This window comes from Flavobacterium saccharophilum, from assembly GCF_900142735.1.
In the GTDB taxonomy this organism is placed as follows: Bacteria; Bacteroidota; Bacteroidia; order Flavobacteriales; family Flavobacteriaceae; genus Flavobacterium; species Flavobacterium saccharophilum.
This window is the reverse complement of the sequence record NZ_FRBY01000005.1, coordinates 492,083-509,875: the sequence shown is the minus strand read 5'-3', so window position 1 is coordinate 509,875 and position 17,793 is coordinate 492,083. Positions and strand designations below refer to the sequence as shown.

At 35.2% G+C, this 17,793-nt stretch carries 26 protein-coding genes; 24 read left to right on the top strand and 2 right to left on the bottom strand.

The window, feature by feature from the left end; translation table 11 throughout:
- Both BUA98_RS18175 and BUA98_RS18170 read right to left on the bottom strand, forming a co-directional pair.
- Window positions 1-3,126, bottom strand: coding sequence for a SusC/RagA family TonB-linked outer membrane protein (locus BUA98_RS18175; RefSeq protein ID WP_072974813.1), 3,126 nt, complete (start codon window positions 3,124-3,126; stop codon window positions 1-3).
- 84 nt (window positions 3,127-3,210) lie between these two features.
- Entirely contained in the window at window positions 3,211-4,911 is a 1,701-nt protein-coding gene (locus BUA98_RS18170; RefSeq protein ID WP_072974811.1) for a BamA/TamA family outer membrane protein, read from the bottom strand.
- A 183-nt stretch (window positions 4,912-5,094) separates the two neighbouring features.
- Between BUA98_RS18170 and rpsL the strand changes: the two genes are divergently transcribed.
- From rpsL to rplO, 24 genes are all read left to right on the top strand, one after another.
- Complete coding sequence (gene rpsL / locus BUA98_RS18165) at window positions 5,095-5,478, top strand: 30S ribosomal protein S12 (protein WP_007136570.1); 384 nt, start codon at window positions 5,095-5,097, stop codon at window positions 5,476-5,478.
- 23 nt (window positions 5,479-5,501) lie between these two features.
- Complete coding sequence (gene rpsG / locus BUA98_RS18160; protein WP_007803600.1) at window positions 5,502-5,978, top strand: 30S ribosomal protein S7; 477 nt, start codon at window positions 5,502-5,504, stop codon at window positions 5,976-5,978.
- 10 nt (window positions 5,979-5,988) lie between these two features.
- The gene (fusA, locus tag BUA98_RS18155; protein WP_031456041.1) at window positions 5,989-8,145 is read left to right on the top strand and encodes an elongation factor G; all 2,157 of its coding nucleotides are present in this window, start codon (window positions 5,989-5,991) and stop codon (window positions 8,143-8,145) included.
- 11 nt (window positions 8,146-8,156) lie between these two features.
- The gene (gene rpsJ / locus BUA98_RS18150; RefSeq protein ID WP_007803605.1) at window positions 8,157-8,462 is read left to right on the top strand and encodes a 30S ribosomal protein S10; all 306 of its coding nucleotides are present in this window, start codon (window positions 8,157-8,159) and stop codon (window positions 8,460-8,462) included.
- 402 nt (window positions 8,463-8,864) lie between these two features.
- A complete protein-coding gene (rplC, locus tag BUA98_RS18145; RefSeq protein WP_007803612.1) occupies window positions 8,865-9,482 on the top strand; it encodes a 50S ribosomal protein L3 in 618 nt (205 codons plus the stop codon).
- Window positions 9,482-10,111, top strand: coding sequence for a 50S ribosomal protein L4 (gene rplD, locus BUA98_RS18140; RefSeq protein ID WP_072974810.1), 630 nt, complete (start codon window positions 9,482-9,484; stop codon window positions 10,109-10,111). Before rplC ends, rplD begins: the two co-directional genes overlap by 1 nt.
- Before the next feature lie 7 nt (window positions 10,112-10,118).
- Window positions 10,119-10,409, top strand: a complete 291-nt coding sequence (rplW, locus tag BUA98_RS18135; protein WP_017495018.1) for a 50S ribosomal protein L23 — start codon at window positions 10,119-10,121, stop codon at window positions 10,407-10,409.
- A gap of 9 nt (window positions 10,410-10,418) precedes the next feature.
- Complete coding sequence (gene rplB / locus BUA98_RS18130) at window positions 10,419-11,243, top strand: 50S ribosomal protein L2 (RefSeq protein WP_007803623.1); 825 nt, start codon at window positions 10,419-10,421, stop codon at window positions 11,241-11,243.
- A gap of 6 nt (window positions 11,244-11,249) precedes the next feature.
- On the top strand, window positions 11,250-11,528 hold the full coding sequence (rpsS, locus tag BUA98_RS18125; protein WP_012022488.1) for a 30S ribosomal protein S19: 279 nt from the start codon (window positions 11,250-11,252) through the stop codon (window positions 11,526-11,528).
- A 6-nt stretch (window positions 11,529-11,534) separates the two neighbouring features.
- Window positions 11,535-11,948, top strand: a complete 414-nt coding sequence (rplV, locus tag BUA98_RS18120; protein ID WP_007803631.1) for a 50S ribosomal protein L22 — start codon at window positions 11,535-11,537, stop codon at window positions 11,946-11,948.
- 5 nt (window positions 11,949-11,953) lie between these two features.
- Window positions 11,954-12,715, top strand: a complete 762-nt coding sequence (rpsC, locus tag BUA98_RS18115; protein WP_007803635.1) for a 30S ribosomal protein S3 — start codon at window positions 11,954-11,956, stop codon at window positions 12,713-12,715.
- A gap of 19 nt (window positions 12,716-12,734) precedes the next feature.
- A complete protein-coding gene (rplP, locus tag BUA98_RS18110; RefSeq protein WP_007803637.1) occupies window positions 12,735-13,160 on the top strand; it encodes a 50S ribosomal protein L16 in 426 nt (141 codons plus the stop codon).
- A 13-nt stretch (window positions 13,161-13,173) separates the two neighbouring features.
- Window positions 13,174-13,365 carry a 50S ribosomal protein L29 gene (rpmC, locus tag BUA98_RS18105; RefSeq protein WP_007803639.1) on the top strand — a complete coding sequence of 64 codons (192 nt, stop codon included), beginning with the start codon at window positions 13,174-13,176 and terminating at the stop codon, window positions 13,363-13,365.
- A 17-nt stretch (window positions 13,366-13,382) separates the two neighbouring features.
- Window positions 13,383-13,643 (top strand): 30S ribosomal protein S17, encoded by a 261-nt coding sequence (rpsQ, locus tag BUA98_RS18100; protein ID WP_007803646.1) that lies wholly within the window; start codon window positions 13,383-13,385, stop codon window positions 13,641-13,643.
- A 2-nt stretch (window positions 13,644-13,645) separates the two neighbouring features.
- Entirely contained in the window at window positions 13,646-14,014 is a 369-nt protein-coding gene (rplN, locus tag BUA98_RS18095; protein WP_007803649.1) for a 50S ribosomal protein L14, read from the top strand.
- Window positions 14,015-14,025: 11 nt separating this feature from the next.
- Window positions 14,026-14,340 carry a 50S ribosomal protein L24 gene (rplX, locus tag BUA98_RS18090; protein WP_007803650.1) on the top strand — a complete coding sequence of 105 codons (315 nt, stop codon included), beginning with the start codon at window positions 14,026-14,028 and terminating at the stop codon, window positions 14,338-14,340.
- Window positions 14,341-14,342: 2 nt separating this feature from the next.
- Window positions 14,343-14,894 carry a 50S ribosomal protein L5 gene (rplE, locus tag BUA98_RS18085; RefSeq protein ID WP_072974808.1) on the top strand — a complete coding sequence of 184 codons (552 nt, stop codon included), beginning with the start codon at window positions 14,343-14,345 and terminating at the stop codon, window positions 14,892-14,894.
- Window positions 14,895-14,897: 3 nt separating this feature from the next.
- A complete protein-coding gene (gene rpsN, locus BUA98_RS18080; RefSeq protein WP_007803655.1) occupies window positions 14,898-15,167 on the top strand; it encodes a 30S ribosomal protein S14 in 270 nt (89 codons plus the stop codon).
- Window positions 15,168-15,272: 105 nt separating this feature from the next.
- Window positions 15,273-15,671, top strand: a complete 399-nt coding sequence (gene rpsH, locus BUA98_RS18075) for a 30S ribosomal protein S8 (RefSeq protein WP_029272051.1) — start codon at window positions 15,273-15,275, stop codon at window positions 15,669-15,671.
- Window positions 15,672-15,689: 18 nt separating this feature from the next.
- Window positions 15,690-16,232: a 50S ribosomal protein L6 gene (gene rplF / locus BUA98_RS18070; RefSeq protein ID WP_072974807.1), complete on the top strand. Its 543-nt coding sequence runs from the start codon at window positions 15,690-15,692 to the stop codon at window positions 16,230-16,232.
- 11 nt (window positions 16,233-16,243) lie between these two features.
- The gene (gene rplR / locus BUA98_RS18065) at window positions 16,244-16,594 is read left to right on the top strand and encodes a 50S ribosomal protein L18 (protein ID WP_072974805.1); all 351 of its coding nucleotides are present in this window, start codon (window positions 16,244-16,246) and stop codon (window positions 16,592-16,594) included.
- 3 nt (window positions 16,595-16,597) lie between these two features.
- Entirely contained in the window at window positions 16,598-17,122 is a 525-nt protein-coding gene (rpsE, locus tag BUA98_RS18060) for a 30S ribosomal protein S5 (RefSeq protein WP_085950926.1), read from the top strand.
- Between the two features lie 12 nt (window positions 17,123-17,134).
- Window positions 17,135-17,317, top strand: a complete 183-nt coding sequence (gene rpmD / locus BUA98_RS18055) for a 50S ribosomal protein L30 (RefSeq protein ID WP_017495010.1) — start codon at window positions 17,135-17,137, stop codon at window positions 17,315-17,317.
- Window positions 17,318-17,328: 11 nt separating this feature from the next.
- Window positions 17,329-17,781, top strand: a complete 453-nt coding sequence (gene rplO / locus BUA98_RS18050; RefSeq protein ID WP_026982954.1) for a 50S ribosomal protein L15 — start codon at window positions 17,329-17,331, stop codon at window positions 17,779-17,781.
- The last annotated feature ends 12 nt before the right edge of the window (window positions 17,782-17,793 follow it).

The following is a 17,793-nucleotide window of genomic DNA, read 5'->3' as shown; positions in this document are numbered from 1 at the left end:
TTAGAATTTTAATTCTAGATTCATTCCGTATGTTCTAGTTGATGGTAATGAACCACCTTCAAGACCTTGAGTGTTACCACTTCCGTAAGATGCCATTTCAGGATCCATTCCTTTCCAGTCTAAGCCCCAAGCGAATAAGTTTCTTGCAAAAAGTGAGAATCTAATTTCAGCTAATGGTCCGATGATTTTTTTAGGTAATGTGTATCCAAAAGTTACTTCTCTTAATTTCACATAACTAGCGTCAAAAACGTTCATTGCATCAAGACCATAGTGCTGTTGAGCCCAAGTCTGACCAGGTAATACAGATGTGTTTGTTGTTCCGTCTTCATAAACTGCATCAACAACTACACCATTTTCTCTAAGACCAGGTGTTGCAGTGTGCTCTAACATACCAGAGTAAGAACCCCACATATGAGATGTAGAGAAATAGCTACCACCTTCTTGCATATCAATTAAGAAACCAAAATTTAAGTTTTTATATTTAAAGTTGTTTCTAAGACCCATGTTGTATTTAGGAGTAACAGTTCCTAAAGATTTTTGAGCTGAAGGAATATATGCTCCATCTGCATCAACTACTTTGTTACCGTTAGCATCATATGTAAAGTCAGTTCCGTAGATTTGACCGTAAGGCTGACCTACAACAGCTAATAATCTAGCTTGGAATGGTGCGTTTGCAAGTGTTAATTCATTAGTACCATCAGTTAACTCAAGAAGTTTATTGTTGTTTTGAGCGTAGTTCCAAGTGATATCCCATCTGAAATCTTGTGTTCTCACTGGGTTAATTGTTACAGTAGCCTCGATACCTTTGTTTTGTAATTTACCTGCATTGAAAGTTTTACCTGGGAAACCTGAAGATGGATCTCCTTCAATTGCAGTAATTAAGTCTGTAGTTGTTACGTCATAGTAAGTAAGGTCAATACCTAATCTTCTGTCAAGTAAACTTAATTCTAAACCAATTTCTGATGTAGTTTTTAATTCAGGTTTTAAATCTGGATTACCAGCTGTAGCTGGCTGGCTGTATCTTGGATCGTTTTGAAAAGATGTTCCAACAACAGCGTAGTTAGCTTGTGCGTAAGTTGCAGCAGCGTTACCAGCTTGTGCCCATCCTCCTCTAATTTTACCATAGTTTAACCAAGAAATATTAGTTAATTCTGAGAAAATGAAACTTCCAGTAACAGATGCATAGTTAACTGGTTCTTTTACTGTACTAAACCAATCTTGTCTGTCTGTAACCTCTAAAAATAAGAAGTCATCATATCCTACAGAAACAAAACCGTATAAACTGTTTGTTCTGTTTTTTTCGTCAAAATTTGTTGATTGTGCTGGACTTGCACTGTTTGACAAGTTGTAAATGTTTGGAAGAACCAATCCACCTACTGTATTACCTGAAACTCTAGTGAAATTGTAATTTCTTCTGTTTGCACCTACGAATGAATTGATGCTGAATTTATCAAATTTTTTGTCATAGTGTAAACGACCTTCGTAGTTGAAATCAGTTAAAGTTCTAGAACTTTGAGTATAGCTTGAAGTTGCTTGCGAACCAATTGCTACTCTTTCTGTAATATTCAAGTTGTAAACATCTGCATAAACGTTACCTACAGCATATAATTCTGGTGTGAAATTGTAAGTAAGTTTTCCGTTACCATAAATTCTGTTTCTTGTATCATTTGAAGTGTTTTCATTGATGATCCAGTACGGGTTATCTGAATAGTTAGGTGTTGCGTCATCCCATGCAATTCTATTCCATGATCTTTGAGCACCGTTTGCAAGTTTGTAGTCTTTCAATTCATCATAATCCAATTGTCTTTGACCCCATTGGTAGAATTTTTGTCCTAATCCGTTATCTCCGTATCCAACTTCAGGTCTGTTAAAACCTCTAGTTTGTACGTAAGTAGCCATACCTTCTGCTTTAAGCTTGTCGCTTAATTTTGCATTAGCATTGATAGAGAAAGTGTTTTTTGTCAAACTAGAGTTTGGCACAATACCTTCTGTTTTTTGGTTAGCGAAAGAGAATCTAACTCCTGCATCTTGTGTAGATTTTGCAAAAGAGATAGAGTTGTTTCTTGTGATACCAGTGTTAAAGAATGATCTAACATCATTTTGTGGGTTTACCCATGATTTTTCTTTTAAATAATCATTAGAAAATTCAGGATCAAATGCATTCCATGGTAAGTATTTCAAATTTGTGTCATACTTTGGACCCCAGCTTTCGTCTGTAGCATAGTCAGCAACGTTGTAAGTCTGACCGTTGATAACTTGTTGTTGGAAAGTAGATGAACTACCTCCTCCATACTCATGTTGTAAGTTTGGCATGATGTATACGTTTTCAAACGTAAGACCAGTATTGAAAGATATTTCAGATTTTCCGCCAGATTTTTTTGCTGATTTTGTTGTATACAAAATAGCTCCGTTACCAGCTCTACTTCCGTAAAGTGCTGCTGCAGGACCTCCTTTTAATACAGTCACAGACTCGATATCGTCAGGATTAATATCTGCTGATGCATCTCCATAATCTCTACCTCCAGCACCTCTTTGAGTGTTACTTGTGTTGTAGTTACCGTTGTCTAATGGAATACCATCAATTACGATTAAAGGTCTGTTTTCTCCTGTTACAGATCCAACACCTCTAAGTACAACTCTTGTAGAACCTCCCATTGTAGATGGAGAAATTACTTGCAAACCTGCAACGTTACCAGATAATGCTGAAACCGCATTATTAGTACCTCCTTCGTTAATGATGCTACCTTTTAAATCTTGAGCAGCATAACTGATAGATTTTTTCTCTCTTTTAATCCCTAAAGCAGCTGTAATAACAACGCTTTCAAGCTCTACTGAATCGTCAGTCAATTTTACGTTGATAGTTGATGAGCTTGCCGCTATCTCTTGGCTTTTCATACCAATGTAGCTAAATACCAAAACTTGGCTTGTTGATGCTTTGATAGAAAATTTACCATCAAAATCGGTTTGCGTTCCAGATTTTGTTCCTTTTACTAATACACTTACACCTGGAAGAGGCATACCTGCATTATCAGAAACAGTTCCTGAAACAGCTCTTTCTTGCGCAAAAGTTAGTTGCGCCACTAGTACTAATAATAGCACTAAGAATCCATTGAACTTTAGTTTCATTTTTAAATATTTTGAATTAGTCTCGCAAAACTCTTAATAATTTGTTAACTTTCCTAATGATTTTTTTTTTTTTTTAATTAAACCTTAAAATTTAACATTATAACATAAGTTTACGATAGTGTTATATAATTGTAATTCGCTTGTATTGGAGCCGCCGTTTGTCAGAGTTATCTTTAGTAAGCCACTTGTTGTTTGAATTGTGGTGCCAATTCCTAATCCTATTAAATTCTTTATTTTTTTTGGTTCTGTAGCGGTTGTTAAGTCTTGATATAGCCCGTAATCTGCAATTGTGTTTGCATAAATGTTTTTTGAGAATTTGTATCTGTACTCTGTAAGAATTAATGAATTAAAGTTGGATTGCAGGCTGTTTTCTAAAAAGCCTCTTATGGAGTTCATTCCTCCGAATCGAAATAGTTCGTTTGAAATGTAGTTTTTGCTTTTTAAATAAAAATTTTGTGAATTTATGTTAATGAAATTTTTTTCATTAAGCTTGAAATTATATGATGCATTCAGATTGATATAAAATTGTTGGCTTGGTTCGGCAGTATTTGGGTCGTTATTTGTATCTCTTTTTCCAAATCCAATCGCGAAATTTAAATTGGCTTTTTGCGGCATTAAGTTATTTGTGTAATTTATTTTTTTGAATTCATAGCTTGAAGTGATATAGGAGTTTTTGAAATCACTTATTGTTTTGCTGTTTGTGTTTTGGATGTCGCTAGATTCAGTTGATTGATATCCTAAATAAAGTTTTGAGTGGTAGGAAATATAGTAGCCTAAATCGATTGCTGTTTTTGTGTTTTGAAAAGTGCTGTCTTGTTTGAAAATATTTAATTGAGCTTTTAGTCCCAGTGAAGATTTAAATATGTACGGAATTTCTAGTTTGGTATTAAATGTTGTTTGTTGGTTTCCGTCGTTTTTCCAATATAGTGAAAATTGTTCTCCTGCATGAAGCGTGTTAAGTAATGAGATGTCTAAATATCCATTTATATTTACTTTGTCATCGTTGTCGTTAGAAAATCCAATATATCCGTCAAAAGTGTTCGCTTTTCTTTTTTCAAGATAAATGAAGATCTTAGTTGAGTCATTTGTAAATAGTATCTCTGGATATTTTGTTTGGTTTGTGAATTCATAACTGTTTATTTCGTTATAAACTTCTTTGATAATTTCTTGATTAAAAGTTTTGTGTAAGTACTTTTTATTAAGTTGTTTTAGGTGTCCTTTCGGGAAATTTGTCTTGTCTTTATTGTTTGTGTAATTTAGGATAATGGAATTTACCTGCCTTTTTTTTTCGGATTTAAAATTAAGACTTGCTAAAATTATCAAATTCTTTCTATGTATATTTTCAAGTTTTATTTTACTTAATGCAAATCCTTGTTTTTCTGCTTCGATTATTTTTTGATTTAGGTAGGTCTCGACTTCTTCGTATGGTAAAATCAGAGTGTCCTTTTTGTTTTTGTTGGAGTGAAAAAAAGGATTATTTATACCTATATATATATGTATGTGTTTTGTTCTTGATTTTAACGTAAGTATTGATGTATAGATGCTGTCGTTTATCTTCTTTGTTTCCAGTATTTTATTGTCTAAATAGCCTCTTTTGGAAAGTTTTTCTGAGGTAATGTTTATTTCATCATATAAGGACTTTATATTAGTGTGTTTAGTGGAGTAATTTAAGGAGTCAATCGTTTTGTTTTCAGCGTCGTTTATTCCTTTAATTGTTAGATGAAAATTTTGAGCATAACAACTTAGAGGTATGCTTAAAAATAATATGTATAATAACTGTTTCAAGGGGGATAATTTGATTTGTTAAAAGTATTGAAAATATATGTCGTTTGTTTCTAAAAAGATAAGCTTAAATAATGTTATTGAAAATTAATGGATTAACGTTTGTATAGTGAAAAATATTTTATACATTTGCAACCCCGTAAAAAGCGGGAATTTAATATACATAATAAATTTTTAGTATTAATTATGCCAACAATTCAACAATTAGTAAGAACAGGAAGAACTCAGATAACTAAGAAGAGTAAATCGGTTGCTTTAGATTCTTGTCCTCAAAGAAGAGGGGTTTGTACGCGTGTTTACACTACTACACCAAAAAAACCAAACTCTGCAATGCGTAAAGTTGCGCGTGTACGTTTGACAAATGGTAATGAAGTGAATGCTTACATCCCTGGAGAAGGACACAATTTACAAGAGCACTCGATAGTATTAGTTAGAGGCGGAAGGGTAAAAGATTTACCAGGTGTTAGATATCATATCGTTCGTGGAGCGCTTGACACGTCAGGGGTTGCAGGAAGAACGCAAAGAAGATCTAAGTACGGTGCTAAACGCCCAAAAGAAGCAAAAAAGTAATTTAAAACTTTTAAGAAAAAGACATGAGAAAAAGAGCGGCAAAGAAAAGACCACTTTTACCAGATCCGAGGTTTAACGACCAATTGGTAACGCGTTTTGTGAACAACTTAATGTGGGACGGTAAGAAATCTACAGCTTTCAAAGTATTTTATGATGCAATTGACATTATCGAATCTAAGAAGCAAGATTCAGAAAAATCTTCATTAGAAATTTGGAAAGATGCTTTAACTAACGTTATGCCTCACGTAGAAGTGCGTAGTCGTAGAGTAGGTGGAGCTACATTTCAAATTCCAATGCAAATTAGACCAGACAGAAAAATTTCTATGGCAATGAAGTGGTTGATACTTTATTCTAGAAGAAGAAATGAAAAATCTATGGCACAACGTTTAGCGTCAGAATGTTTAGCTGCTGCTAAAGAAGAAGGTGCTGCGGTTAAGAAAAGAATGGATACTCACAAGATGGCAGAAGCTAATAAAGCTTTTTCTCACTTTAGATTTTAATTCGTAAGAAATGGCTAGAGATTTAAAATATACAAGAAATATCGGAATTGCTGCTCACATTGATGCTGGTAAAACAACAACAACTGAGCGTATCCTTTTTTATACTGGAAAGTCGCATAAAATTGGTGAAGTGCACGATGGTGCTGCAACAATGGACTGGATGGCTCAAGAGCAAGAAAGAGGTATTACAATTACTTCGGCTGCAACAACTTGTGAGTGGAATTTTCCAACTGAGCAAGGTAAGCTTTTGCCTGAATCATTGCCATATCACTTTAATATTATTGATACTCCTGGACACGTTGACTTTACTGTAGAGGTAAACCGTTCTTTACGTGTACTTGATGGTTTAGTTTTCTTGTTTAGTGCTGTTGATGGTGTTGAGCCTCAATCAGAAACTAACTGGAGACTTGCTGATCAATATAGAGTTCCACGTATGGGATTTGTTAATAAAATGGACCGTCAAGGATCTAACTTTTTGGCAGTTTGTCAACAAGTTCGTGATATGTTGAAATCAAATGCTGTTGCGATCACTTTGCCAATTGGTGAAGAGAATGATTTCAAAGGTGTTGTAGATTTAGTAAAAAACCAAGCTATCATTTGGCATGATGCAACTCAAGGGGCGACTTTTGATATTGTTGAAATTCCTGCTGATATGGTTGCAGAGGTTAAAGAGTACAGATCTATTCTTATTGAAGCAGTTGCTGATTATGATGAAAATCTTTTAGAGAAATTCATGGAAGATGAAAACTCTATTACAGAAGAAGAGATCAACAACGCTTTAAGAGCTGCTACCATGGATATGGCTATCATTCCGATGATCGCTGGTTCTTCTTTCAAAAACAAAGGAGTTCAATTCATGTTAGATGCGGTTTGTAAATATTTGCCTTCTCCAATGGATAAGGAAGGTATTGAAGGAATTCATCCTGATGATGCTGAGTTATTAGAAGAAGATCAAACTAAAATCTTACGTCGTCCGGACGTAAAAGAGCCGTTCGCTGCTTTGGCATTTAAAATTGCTACTGACCCATTCGTTGGTCGTTTAGCTTTCTTCCGTGCTTACTCTGGACGTTTGGATGCTGGTTCTTATGTTTTGAACACTCGTTCAGGAAGTAAAGAAAGAATTTCTCGTATCTACCAAATGCACGCTAACAAGCAAAATCCAATCGAATACATTGAGGCTGGAGATATTGGGGCTGCTGTTGGATTTAAAGATATTAAAACTGGAGATACATTGTGTGATGAAAAACACCCAATCATTCTTGAGTCTATGAAATTCCCGGCGCCGGTAATTGGTATTGCTATTGAGCCTAAAACTAAAGCTGACGTTGATAAAATGGGTATGGCTTTGGCTAAATTAGCTGAAGAAGATCCAACATTTACTGTTAGAACAGATGAGGCTTCAGGGCAAACTATTATTTCTGGTATGGGTGAGCTTCACTTGGATATCTTAGTTGATCGTATGAAACGTGAATTTAAAGTTGAAGTAAACCAAGGTGAGCCTCAAGTTGAGTATAAAGAAGCGTTTACAAGAACTGCAACACACAGAGAGACTTACAAAAAACAATCAGGAGGTCGTGGTAAATTCGGTGATATCGTATTTACACTTGAGCCAGCTGACGAAGTTGATGGTAAAGTTCCTGTTGGATTACAGTTTATTAATGCAGTAAAAGGTGGTAACGTTCCTAAAGAATATATCCCTTCTGTAGAAAAAGGTTTCCGTGAAGCTATGAAAACTGGTCCATTGGCAGGTTATCAAGTGGATAGTTTGAAAGTAACTTTGACGGATGGATCTTTCCACCCTGTCGATTCTGATGCTCTTTCTTTTGAATTAGCTGCAAGAATGGGTTATAGAGAGGTAGCTAAGGCTGCTGGTGCGATTATTTTGGAGCCAATCATGAAAATGGAAGTTATTACTCCTGAGGAAAACATGGGAGATATCGTAGGTGATATCAACCGTCGTAGAGGTCAGGTTAATGACATGGGTGACAGAAACGGTGCTAAAACTATTAAAGCTGATGTGCCTTTATCAGAGATGTTTGGATATGTAACAACGTTAAGAACATTATCTTCTGGTAGAGCGACTTCAACAATGGAGTTTTCTCACTATGCAGAAACACCTTCTAATATTTCAGAAGCTGTAATTAAAAAAGCAAAAGGTAACGCTTAATTCTTAAGAAAATGAGTCAAAAAATCAGAATAAAACTAAAATCTTACGATCACATGTTGGTAGATAAATCTGCTGAAAAGATCGTAAAAACAGTAAAAACTACTGGAGCAGTTGTAACAGGTCCAATTCCGTTGCCAACTCACAAAAAACTTTTCACTGTGTTACGTTCTCCGCACGTTAACAAAAAAGCGAGAGAGCAATTTGAAGTAATGTCATACAAGAGATTGATTGATATTTATTCATCTTCATCTAAAACTATTGATGCATTAATGAAACTTGAATTGCCAAGTGGAGTTGAAGTAGAGATAAAAGTATAATTTTTTGTTATATTTTATAAAAAAGGCGAGACAGAAATGTCTCGCTTTTTTGTTTCTGGGTGGATTTGGATTTTTGTTTTTTGTGATGTTTACTTTTTGAGGTTTTGTTGCGTGCTTTTGGTGAAATGTCTTTTGTTTAGGGTGTTGCCGATGTTTTTTCTTTTGTTGGTTACCTAAATGTTAAGAAAAATATCGCTAGAGATTAGGCTATGAAGATTTATTTTTTGGTATAAATTTTTATCTGTAGATGCTTGTTTAGGTCGTTTGATTGTGATAATGAGCGATTTAATTTTTGCAACTGTTTGGTATATTCAATTTTAATGTCTACTTTTGCACTCCCTGTTTGGAAATTTCTGTTATTTTCAAATTGAAGGGAATTTTAGTAATTAATAATTAATATTTATGTCTGGGTTAATTGGTAAAAAAATCGGCATGACTAGTATTTTCGACGAAAACGGGAAAAACATTCCTTGTACAGTAATCGAGGCTGGGCCGTGTGTTGTTACCCAAGTCAGAACCAAAGGTGTTGACGGGTACGAAGCGTTGCAACTAGGTTTCGATGACAAAAACGAGAAACATTCTACTAAAGCGGCTTTAGGTCACTTTAAAAAAGCTGGAACTGTTGCTAAGAAAAAAGTCGTTGAATTCCAAGATTTCGCAACTGAACAAAAATTAGGGGATCTTATCGATGTTTCTATTTTTGCTGAAGGAGAATTTGTAGATGTACAAGGTGTATCTAAAGGTAAAGGTTTTCAAGGTGTTGTAAAACGTCACGGATTTGGTGGTGTTGGTCAAGCAACTCATGGTCAACATAACCGTCTAAGAGCGCCAGGTTCTGTGGGAGCTTCTTCTTATCCATCTAGAGTATTCAAAGGAATGCGTATGGCTGGAAGAATGGGAGGAGATAATGTAAAAGTACAAAACCTTAGAGTTTTAAAAGTAGTTGCTGAAAAGAACCTACTTGTTATTAAAGGATGTGTTCCTGGACATAAAAACTCTTATGTAATCATTCAGAAGTAATGGAAGTAAATGTATTAGATTTCAACGGAAAAGATACTGGAAGAAAAGTTCAACTTTCTGATTCAGTATTCGCAATTGAACCAAACAATCACGCTGTATACCTTGATGTTAAGCAATATCTTGCTAATCAAAGACAAGGTACTCATAAAGCTAAAGAAAGAGCTGAAGTGACAGGAAGTACGCGTAAGATTAAAAAACAAAAAGGAACTGGTACGGCTCGTGCGGGAAGTATTAAGAATCCATTGTTTAAAGGTGGTGGAACAGTTTTCGGACCAAGACCAAGAAGTTATTCATTTAAATTGAATAAATCTTTGAAAAGATTGGCAAGAAAATCAGCTTTCTCAATCAAAGCAAAAGAGACGAATATCATCGTTCTTGAAGACTTTAATTTTGAAGCGCCAAACACTAAAAATTTCATTAACGTTTTGAAAGCTTTAGGGTTAGAAAATAAAAAATCTCTATTTGTGTTGGGAGAGTCGAATAAAAATGTATATTTGTCCTCACGCAATTTAAAGGCTTCTAATGTCGTAACTAGCTCAGAATTAAGCACTTACGCTATTTTAAACACTAACAATTTAGTGCTTTTGGAAGGTTCTTTGGAGTTAATTGAAGAAAATTTAAGCAAATAATAGGAATATGAGTATCATAATTAGACCTATAGTAACAGAAAAAGTAACCAAAGAAAGTGAAGTTTTAAACCGCTTCGGATTCGTTGTTGACAAAAAAGCAAACAAAGTTCAAATTAAGAAAGCTGTTGAAGCTGCTTATGGAGTAACTATCGTTTCAGTTAACACGATGAACGTAAGACCGGATAGAACTACAAAATACACTAAAAGTGGTTTGATCAGTGGAAAGACAAATGCAATTAAGAAAGCGATTGTTCAAGTACAAGAAGGAGAAACAATTGATTTTTACAACAATATCTAAGATAGAAAAATGTCAGTAAGAAAATTAAAACCTATTACCCCAGGTCAGCGATTTAGAGTTGTGAATGGTTATGACGCCATTACAACTGATAAGCCGGAACGCTCTTTGATAGCGCCGATAAAAAACTCTGGAGGTAGAAATAGTCAAGGAAAGATGACCATGCGTTATACGGGTGGTGGTCACAAGCAGAGATATCGTATTATTGATTTCAAAAGAACTAAAGACGGAATTCCGGCTACAGTGAAATCAATCGAATATGATCCAAATCGTACTGCATTTATCGCTTTATTAGCTTATGCTGATGGAGAGAAAACTTATGTAATTGCTCAAAACGGATTGAAAGTTGGTCAGAAATTAGTTTCAGGTCCAGAATCTCAACCAGAAATTGGTAATACATTGCCTTTAAGCAGAATTCCTTTAGGAACTGTAATCTCTTGTATTGAGTTACGTCCAGGTCAAGGTGCGGTAATCGCTCGTTCGGCTGGTACATTTGCTCAATTAATGGCAAGAGATGGAAAATATGCTACAATCAAAATGCCATCTGGTGAAACAAGATTGATCTTGTTAACTTGTTCGGCTACAATTGGAGCTGTTTCTAATTCAGACCACCAATTAGTTGTATCTGGTAAAGCAGGTAGAACAAGATGGTTAGGAAGAAGACCTAGAACAAGACCTGTTGCAATGAACCCTGTTGATCACCCAATGGGTGGTGGAGAAGGACGTTCTTCTGGTGGACATCCACGTTCAAGAAATGGAATACCAGCAAAAGGTTATAGAACTCGTTCTAAGAAAAACCCGAGTAACAAGTATATCGTAGAACGTAGAAAGAAATAATAAGATATGGCACGTTCATTAAAAAAAGGACCTTTCGTTCATTATAAGTTAGACAAGAAAGTTCAGGAAAACGTAGAGAGTGGTAAAAATAGTGTAGTAAAGACTTGGTCTAGAGCTTCTATGATTACTCCAGATTTCGTTGGACAAACTATCGCAGTTCATAACGGTCGTCAATTTGTACCAGTTTACGTAACAGAAAACATGGTAGGTCACAAATTAGGAGAATTTTCACCAACTAGATCTTTTAGAGGTCATGCTGGAGCAAAAAATAAAGGTAAAAAATAAGAAGCAATGGGAGTTCGTAAAAGAGAAACAGCAGATGCGAGAAAAGAGGCTAATAAGTCTATTGCTTTCGCAAAATTGAATAACTGCCCTACTTCACCTAGAAAAATGCGCTTAGTAGCGGACTTGGTAAGAGGTCAGAAGGTAGAAAGAGCACTTAACATCTTAAGATTCAGTTCTAAAGAAGCTTCAAGAAAATTAGAGAAACTATTATTATCTGCAATCAACAACTGGGAGCAAAAAAATAGTGAAGGTAATTTAGAAGAGGCTGGATTATTTGTTAAAGAGATCAGAGTAGATGGTGGAATGATGTTGAAAAGACTTCGTCCAGCTCCACAAGGTCGTGCACACAGAATAAGAAAACGTTCTAATCACGTAACAATCGTGCTTGGAGCTATCAATAACACACAAAGCAATTCTTAAGCAGCATGGGACAAAAGACAAATCCAATTGGAAATAGACTTGGTATCATCAGAGGGTGGGACTCAAACTGGTATGGTGGAAATGATTACGGTGACAAACTTGCCGAAGATCACAAAATCAGAAAGTATATCCACGCTCGTTTATCAAAAGCTAGTGTATCAAAAGTAATCATCGAGAGAACTTTGAAACTTGTAACCGTTACTATCACTACTGCTAGACCTGGTATCATTATCGGAAAAGGTGGACAAGAGGTAGACAAGTTAAAAGAGGAACTTAAGAAAGTTACTGACAAAGAGGTTCAAATCAACATCTTTGAAATCAAAAGACCTGAATTAGATGCTTATCTTGTGGCGACAAGCATCGCTCGTCAAATCGAAAGCCGTATCTCTTACAGACGTGCAATCAAAATGGCTATTGCTGCTTCTATGCGTATGAACGCTGAAGGTATTAAAGTTTTGATTTCTGGTCGTTTGAATGGTGCTGAGATGGCGCGTTCAGAAGGTTTCAAAGAAGGTAGAATTCCTCTATCAACTTTCAGGGCTGACATTGATTATGCTTTGGCTGAAGCTCATACTACTTACGGTAGAATGGGTATCAAAGTATGGATCATGAAAGGTGAAGTTTATGGAAAGAGAGATCTTTCTCCACTTGCAGGAATGGATAAAAAACAATCTGGAACTGGTGGTGGTAAAGGTGGCGATTCTCCGAGAGGAGACAGAAAGCCTTTTAATAAAGGTGGAAAACCAGACGCTCGTAAAAGAAAGTAAATTTTTAAACTAAAGAAAAATGTTACAGCCTAAAAGAACAAAATACCGTAAGGTACAGAAAGGTAAAATGAAAGGTAACTCTCAAAGAGGGCATGAACTTTCTAATGGAATGTTTGGTATTAAATCTGTACATGAAGATGGAATGTTCTTAACGTCTCGTCAAATCGAAGCTGCGCGTATTGCTGCAACTCGTTTCATGAAGAGAGAAGGACAATTATGGATCAAAATATTTCCAGACAAACCAATTACTAAGAAGCCTCTTGAGGTACGTATGGGTAAAGGTAAAGGTGCCGTTGAATATTGGGCTGCCGTTGTTAAACCCGGAAGAATTATGTTTGAAGTTGGAGGAGTTCCTTTATCAGTTGCAAAAGAGGCTTTACGTCTTGCAGCTCAAAAGCTTCCAGTAAAAACTAAATTCGTCGTTGCTAGAGATTTCGAAGCATAATTAAATTTATATTATGAAACAATCAGAAATAAAAGATCTTTCTGCAGCGGAGTTGCAAGAAAAACTTAGTCAAACTAAGAAAATATATGCTGACCTAAAAATGGCTCACGCTATTTCTCCAATTGAGAACCCACTTCAAATTAGAAGTGTAAGAAGAACAGTTGCAAGATTAGCTACAGAGTTAACTAAAAGAGAGTTACAATAATTGTATTCTGCTGAAAGATGGAAGAAAAAAGAAATTTAAGAAAAGAAAGAATAGGTGTTGTTACTTCAAATAAAATGGATAAGTCTATTGTTATTGCTGAAGTAAGAAAAGTAAAACACCCATTATACGGTAAGTTCGTGTTGAAAACAAAGAAATACGTTGCACACGACGAAACAAACGACTGTAACATTGGAGATACTGTAAGAATTAGCGAAACGCGTCCTTTAAGTAAAACAAAATGTTGGAGATTAGTTGAAATCTTAGAAAGAGCTAAATAATTATGGTACAACAGGAATCAAGACTAAAAGTAGCAGATAACACGGGAGCAAAAGAAGTTTTAACTATCCGTGTTTTAGGAGGTACCAAAAGAAGGTATGCCTCTGTTGGTGACAAGATTGTAGTATCTATTAAAGATGCAACTCCTAACGGTAACGTTAAAAAAGGAGCTGTTTCAACTGCAGTTGTTGTACGTACCAAAAAAGAAGTGAGAAGAGCTGATGGTTCTTATATCCGTTTCGATGATAATGCATGTGTTCTTTTGAACGCTGCAGGGGAAATGAGAGGAACTCGTGTTTTTGGTCCGGTAGCAAGAGAACTTCGTGAAAAACAATTCATGAAAATTGTATCATTAGCACCAGAAGTGCTTTAATTCGTTTTAAGATGATAAAGCTAAAAATAAAATCAGGAGATATCGTAAGAGTTATTGCTGGAGACCATAAAGGTGCTGAAGGTAAAGTTTTACGTGTTTACCGTGAGAAAAATAAAGCGATAGTTGAAGGTGTAAACATGGTTTCGAAACATACAAAACCAAGTGCTAAAAACCCTCAAGGTGGTATCGTTAAGAAAGAAGCTTCTATACAAATATCTAACATTTCACTAATTGATCCTAAAACAAAGGAAACAACTAGAGTTGGTATTAGAGTAGAAGGAGATAAGAAAGTAAGATTTTCAAAAAAATCTAATCAAGTACTATAGTAATGGCATATACACCTAGACTAAAAGAAGAATATAAGAGTAGAGTAATCTCTGCTCTTAAAGAGGAATTCGGATATACAAACGTAATGCAAGTTCCAAAACTTGAAAAAATCGTTTTGAGCCGTGGAGTTGGTGCAGCTGTATCTGATAAAAAACTTATTGACTATGCAGTTGATGAGTTAACAAAGATCACTGGACAAAAAGCAGTATCTACAATTTCAAAGAAAGACGTTGCGTCTTTCAAATTGAGAAAAGGGATGTCTATTGGAGCAAAAGTTACTTTACGTGGTGAAAGAATGTATGAGTTTTTAGATAGACTTATTACTTCTGCTTTACCACGCGTTAGAGATTTTAGTGGTATCAAAGCTACTGGTTTCGACGGAAGAGGTAATTACAATCTTGGAGTTTTAGAGCAAATCATTTTCCCTGAAATTGATATTGACAAAGTAAACAAAATTTCAGGAATGGATATTACATTTGTTACTACTGCAAAAACAGACAAGGAAGCAAAGTCATTATTGGCTGAATTAGGATTACCTTTTAAAAAGAATTAAGACATGGCTAAAGAATCAATGAAAGCCCGTGAGGTGAAAAGAGAGAAAACGGTAGCTAAGTATGCTGAGAAAAGAAAAGCTTTGAAAGAAGCTGGAGATTTTGAGGGTTTACAAAAATTACCGAAAAATGCTTCACCAGTTCGTTTACACAATCGTTGTAAATTAACAGGTAGACCAAGAGGTTATATTCGTCAATTTGGTATTTCACGTGTAACTTTCCGTGAGATGGCTAATAATGGATTAATTCCTGGAGTTAAAAAAGCGTCTTGGTAATCTCGCAATAAGTTACTACTTTTGCAAACCAAAAAATAATTTTTAATTGATTAAAGGTTCGGGAGGCGGGTGCCTCCCGAAAACCGTAATCGCAATCAAATACATATGTATACAGATCCTATTGCAGATTATTTGACTAGAGTTCGTAACGCTGTGGCTGCAAACCACAAAGTTGTTGAAATTCCAGCTTCTAATCTTAAAAAAGAAATAACTAAGATCTTATTTGATCAAGGTTATATCTTGAGTTACAAATTTGAGACGAACACTGTTCAAGGTTCTATCAAAATCGCTTTGAAGTATGATAAAGATACTAAAGAGCCTGTAATTAAAGATATCCAAAGAATTAGTAAACCTGGTTTACGTAAATATGCAGGTGCTGCCAAATTACCAAGAATCCTTAATGGATTAGGAATTGCTATTGTTTCAACTTCAAAAGGTCTTATGACTGGAAAACAAGCGAAACAATTAAATGTAGGTGGTGAAGTAATTTGTTACGTATACTAATTTTAAAGACTAAATAAGATGTCAAGAATAGGTAAAAGCCCAATTGTAGTCCCTGCTGGCGTAACTGTAGAAGTTAAAGACGGTATTATTACAGTAAAAGGAAAAAAAGGTCAACTTACTCAGGAGTTTTCGGACGTAACTGTAACAGTTGAAGGCGATCAGGTTCAAGTTGAAAGATCGTCTGATCATAAAGACCAAAGAGCAAAACACGGATTATACAGATCATTAATCAATAACATGATTGTTGGTGTATCAGAAGGTTTTACTAAAGAACTAGAATTAGTTGGAGTAGGTTATAGAGCTTCAAACCAAGGTCAAAAATTAGATTTAGCACTTGGATATTCTCACAATATTGTTTTAGAAATTGCTCCAGAAGTAGCTTTAGAAACAATATCTGAAAAAGGTAAAAACCCTATCGTAAAATTAACATCATTTGACAAACAACTTTTAGGTCAGGTTGCTGCGAAAATCAGAGGTTTCCGTAAGCCTGAACCATACAAAGGAAAAGGTGTTAAATTTGTGGGTGAAGTATTAAGAAGAAAAGCAGGTAAATCAGCTTAAAAAATAAGATTATGTCATTAACAAAATCTGATAGAAGACAGAGAATTAGATTCAGAATTAGAAAATCGATTAGTGGTACTGCTACTAACCCAAGACTATCTGTATTTAGAAGTAACAAAGAAATTTACGCTCAACTTATTGATGATGTAAATGGAGTTACTATATTAGCTGCATCTTCAAGAGAAAAAGAAATAGGAAAAGGTACTAACGTTGAAGTAGCTGCTGCTGTTGGAAAACTAGTTGCTGAAAAAGCGTTAAAAGCTGGGATTGATACCATCACTTTTGATAGAGGAGGTTATTTATATCACGGTCGTATTAAATCATTAGCAGAAGGCGCAAGAGCGGCTGGACTTAAATTCTAATATATTATGTCTAAATACAAAAATGTAGAATTGGTAAAACCAAGTGGTCTTGAACTTAAAGATCGTCTGGTAAGTGTTAATCGTGTTACTAAAGTTACAAAAGGTGGTAGAGCTTTCGGTTTTTCTGCTATTGTAGTTGTAGGTGATGAAAATGGAGTAGTTGGTCACGGATTAGGAAAATCTAAAGACGTTTCTGAAGCAATTGCGAAAGCAGTAGAAGATGCTAAGAAAAATTTAGTAAAAATTCCTTTGAATGGACAATCTGTTCCTCACGAACAAAAAGGTAAATTTGGTGGTGCACGTGTATTCTTAATTCCTGCTTCTCATGGTACAGGAGTTATTGCTGGTGGAGCTGTTCGTTCAGTTCTTGAATCAGTAGGTATTCACGATGTATTATCTAAATCTCAAGGATCATCAAATCCTCATAACGTAGTGAAAGCAACTTTTGATGCTTTATTACAAATGAGAAGCGCTCACACTGTTGCAAAACAAAGAGGTGTTTCTTTAGAAAAAGTTTTTAAAGGTTAATTCAAGGAAATTATGGCTAAATTATTAGTAAAACAAGTAAGAAGCAAAATCAACTGTCCTCTTTCTCAAAAGAGAGGTTTGGAAGCTTTAGGTCTACGTAAAATGGGACAAGTTGTAGAGCATGATTCAAACCCTGCTATCCTTGGTATGATAAACAAAGTTAAACACTTAGTTTCTGTTGAAGAAGCTAAATAACAAATACTGTTATGAATTTAAGTAACTTACAACCAGCTGAAGGATCAACGCACAATCAAAATAAAAGATTAGGTAGAGGAGAAGGTTCTGGAAAAGGTGGCACTGCTGCAAGAGGTCACAAAGGGGCAAAATCTCGTTCTGGTTATTCTAAAAAGATTGGTTTTGAAGGAGGGCAAATGCCACTTCAAAGACGTGTGCCTAAGTTTGGTTTCACAAACATCAATCGTAAAGAATACGAAGGTGTTAATTTAGATACGCTTCAATTATTAGTAGACAATGGTGTGATTACTGATTCTGTTTCTATGACAGATTTCGTAGCAAATCGTCTAGCTACCAAAAATGAAATCGTTAAGATTTTAGGTAGAGGAGAATTGAAAGCAAAATTAAAAGTAACTGCCCACAAATTTACTGCTACTGCAAAAGCTGCTATTGAAGCTGCTGGTGGAGAAGCTGTAACTATATAACTTATCTATTAA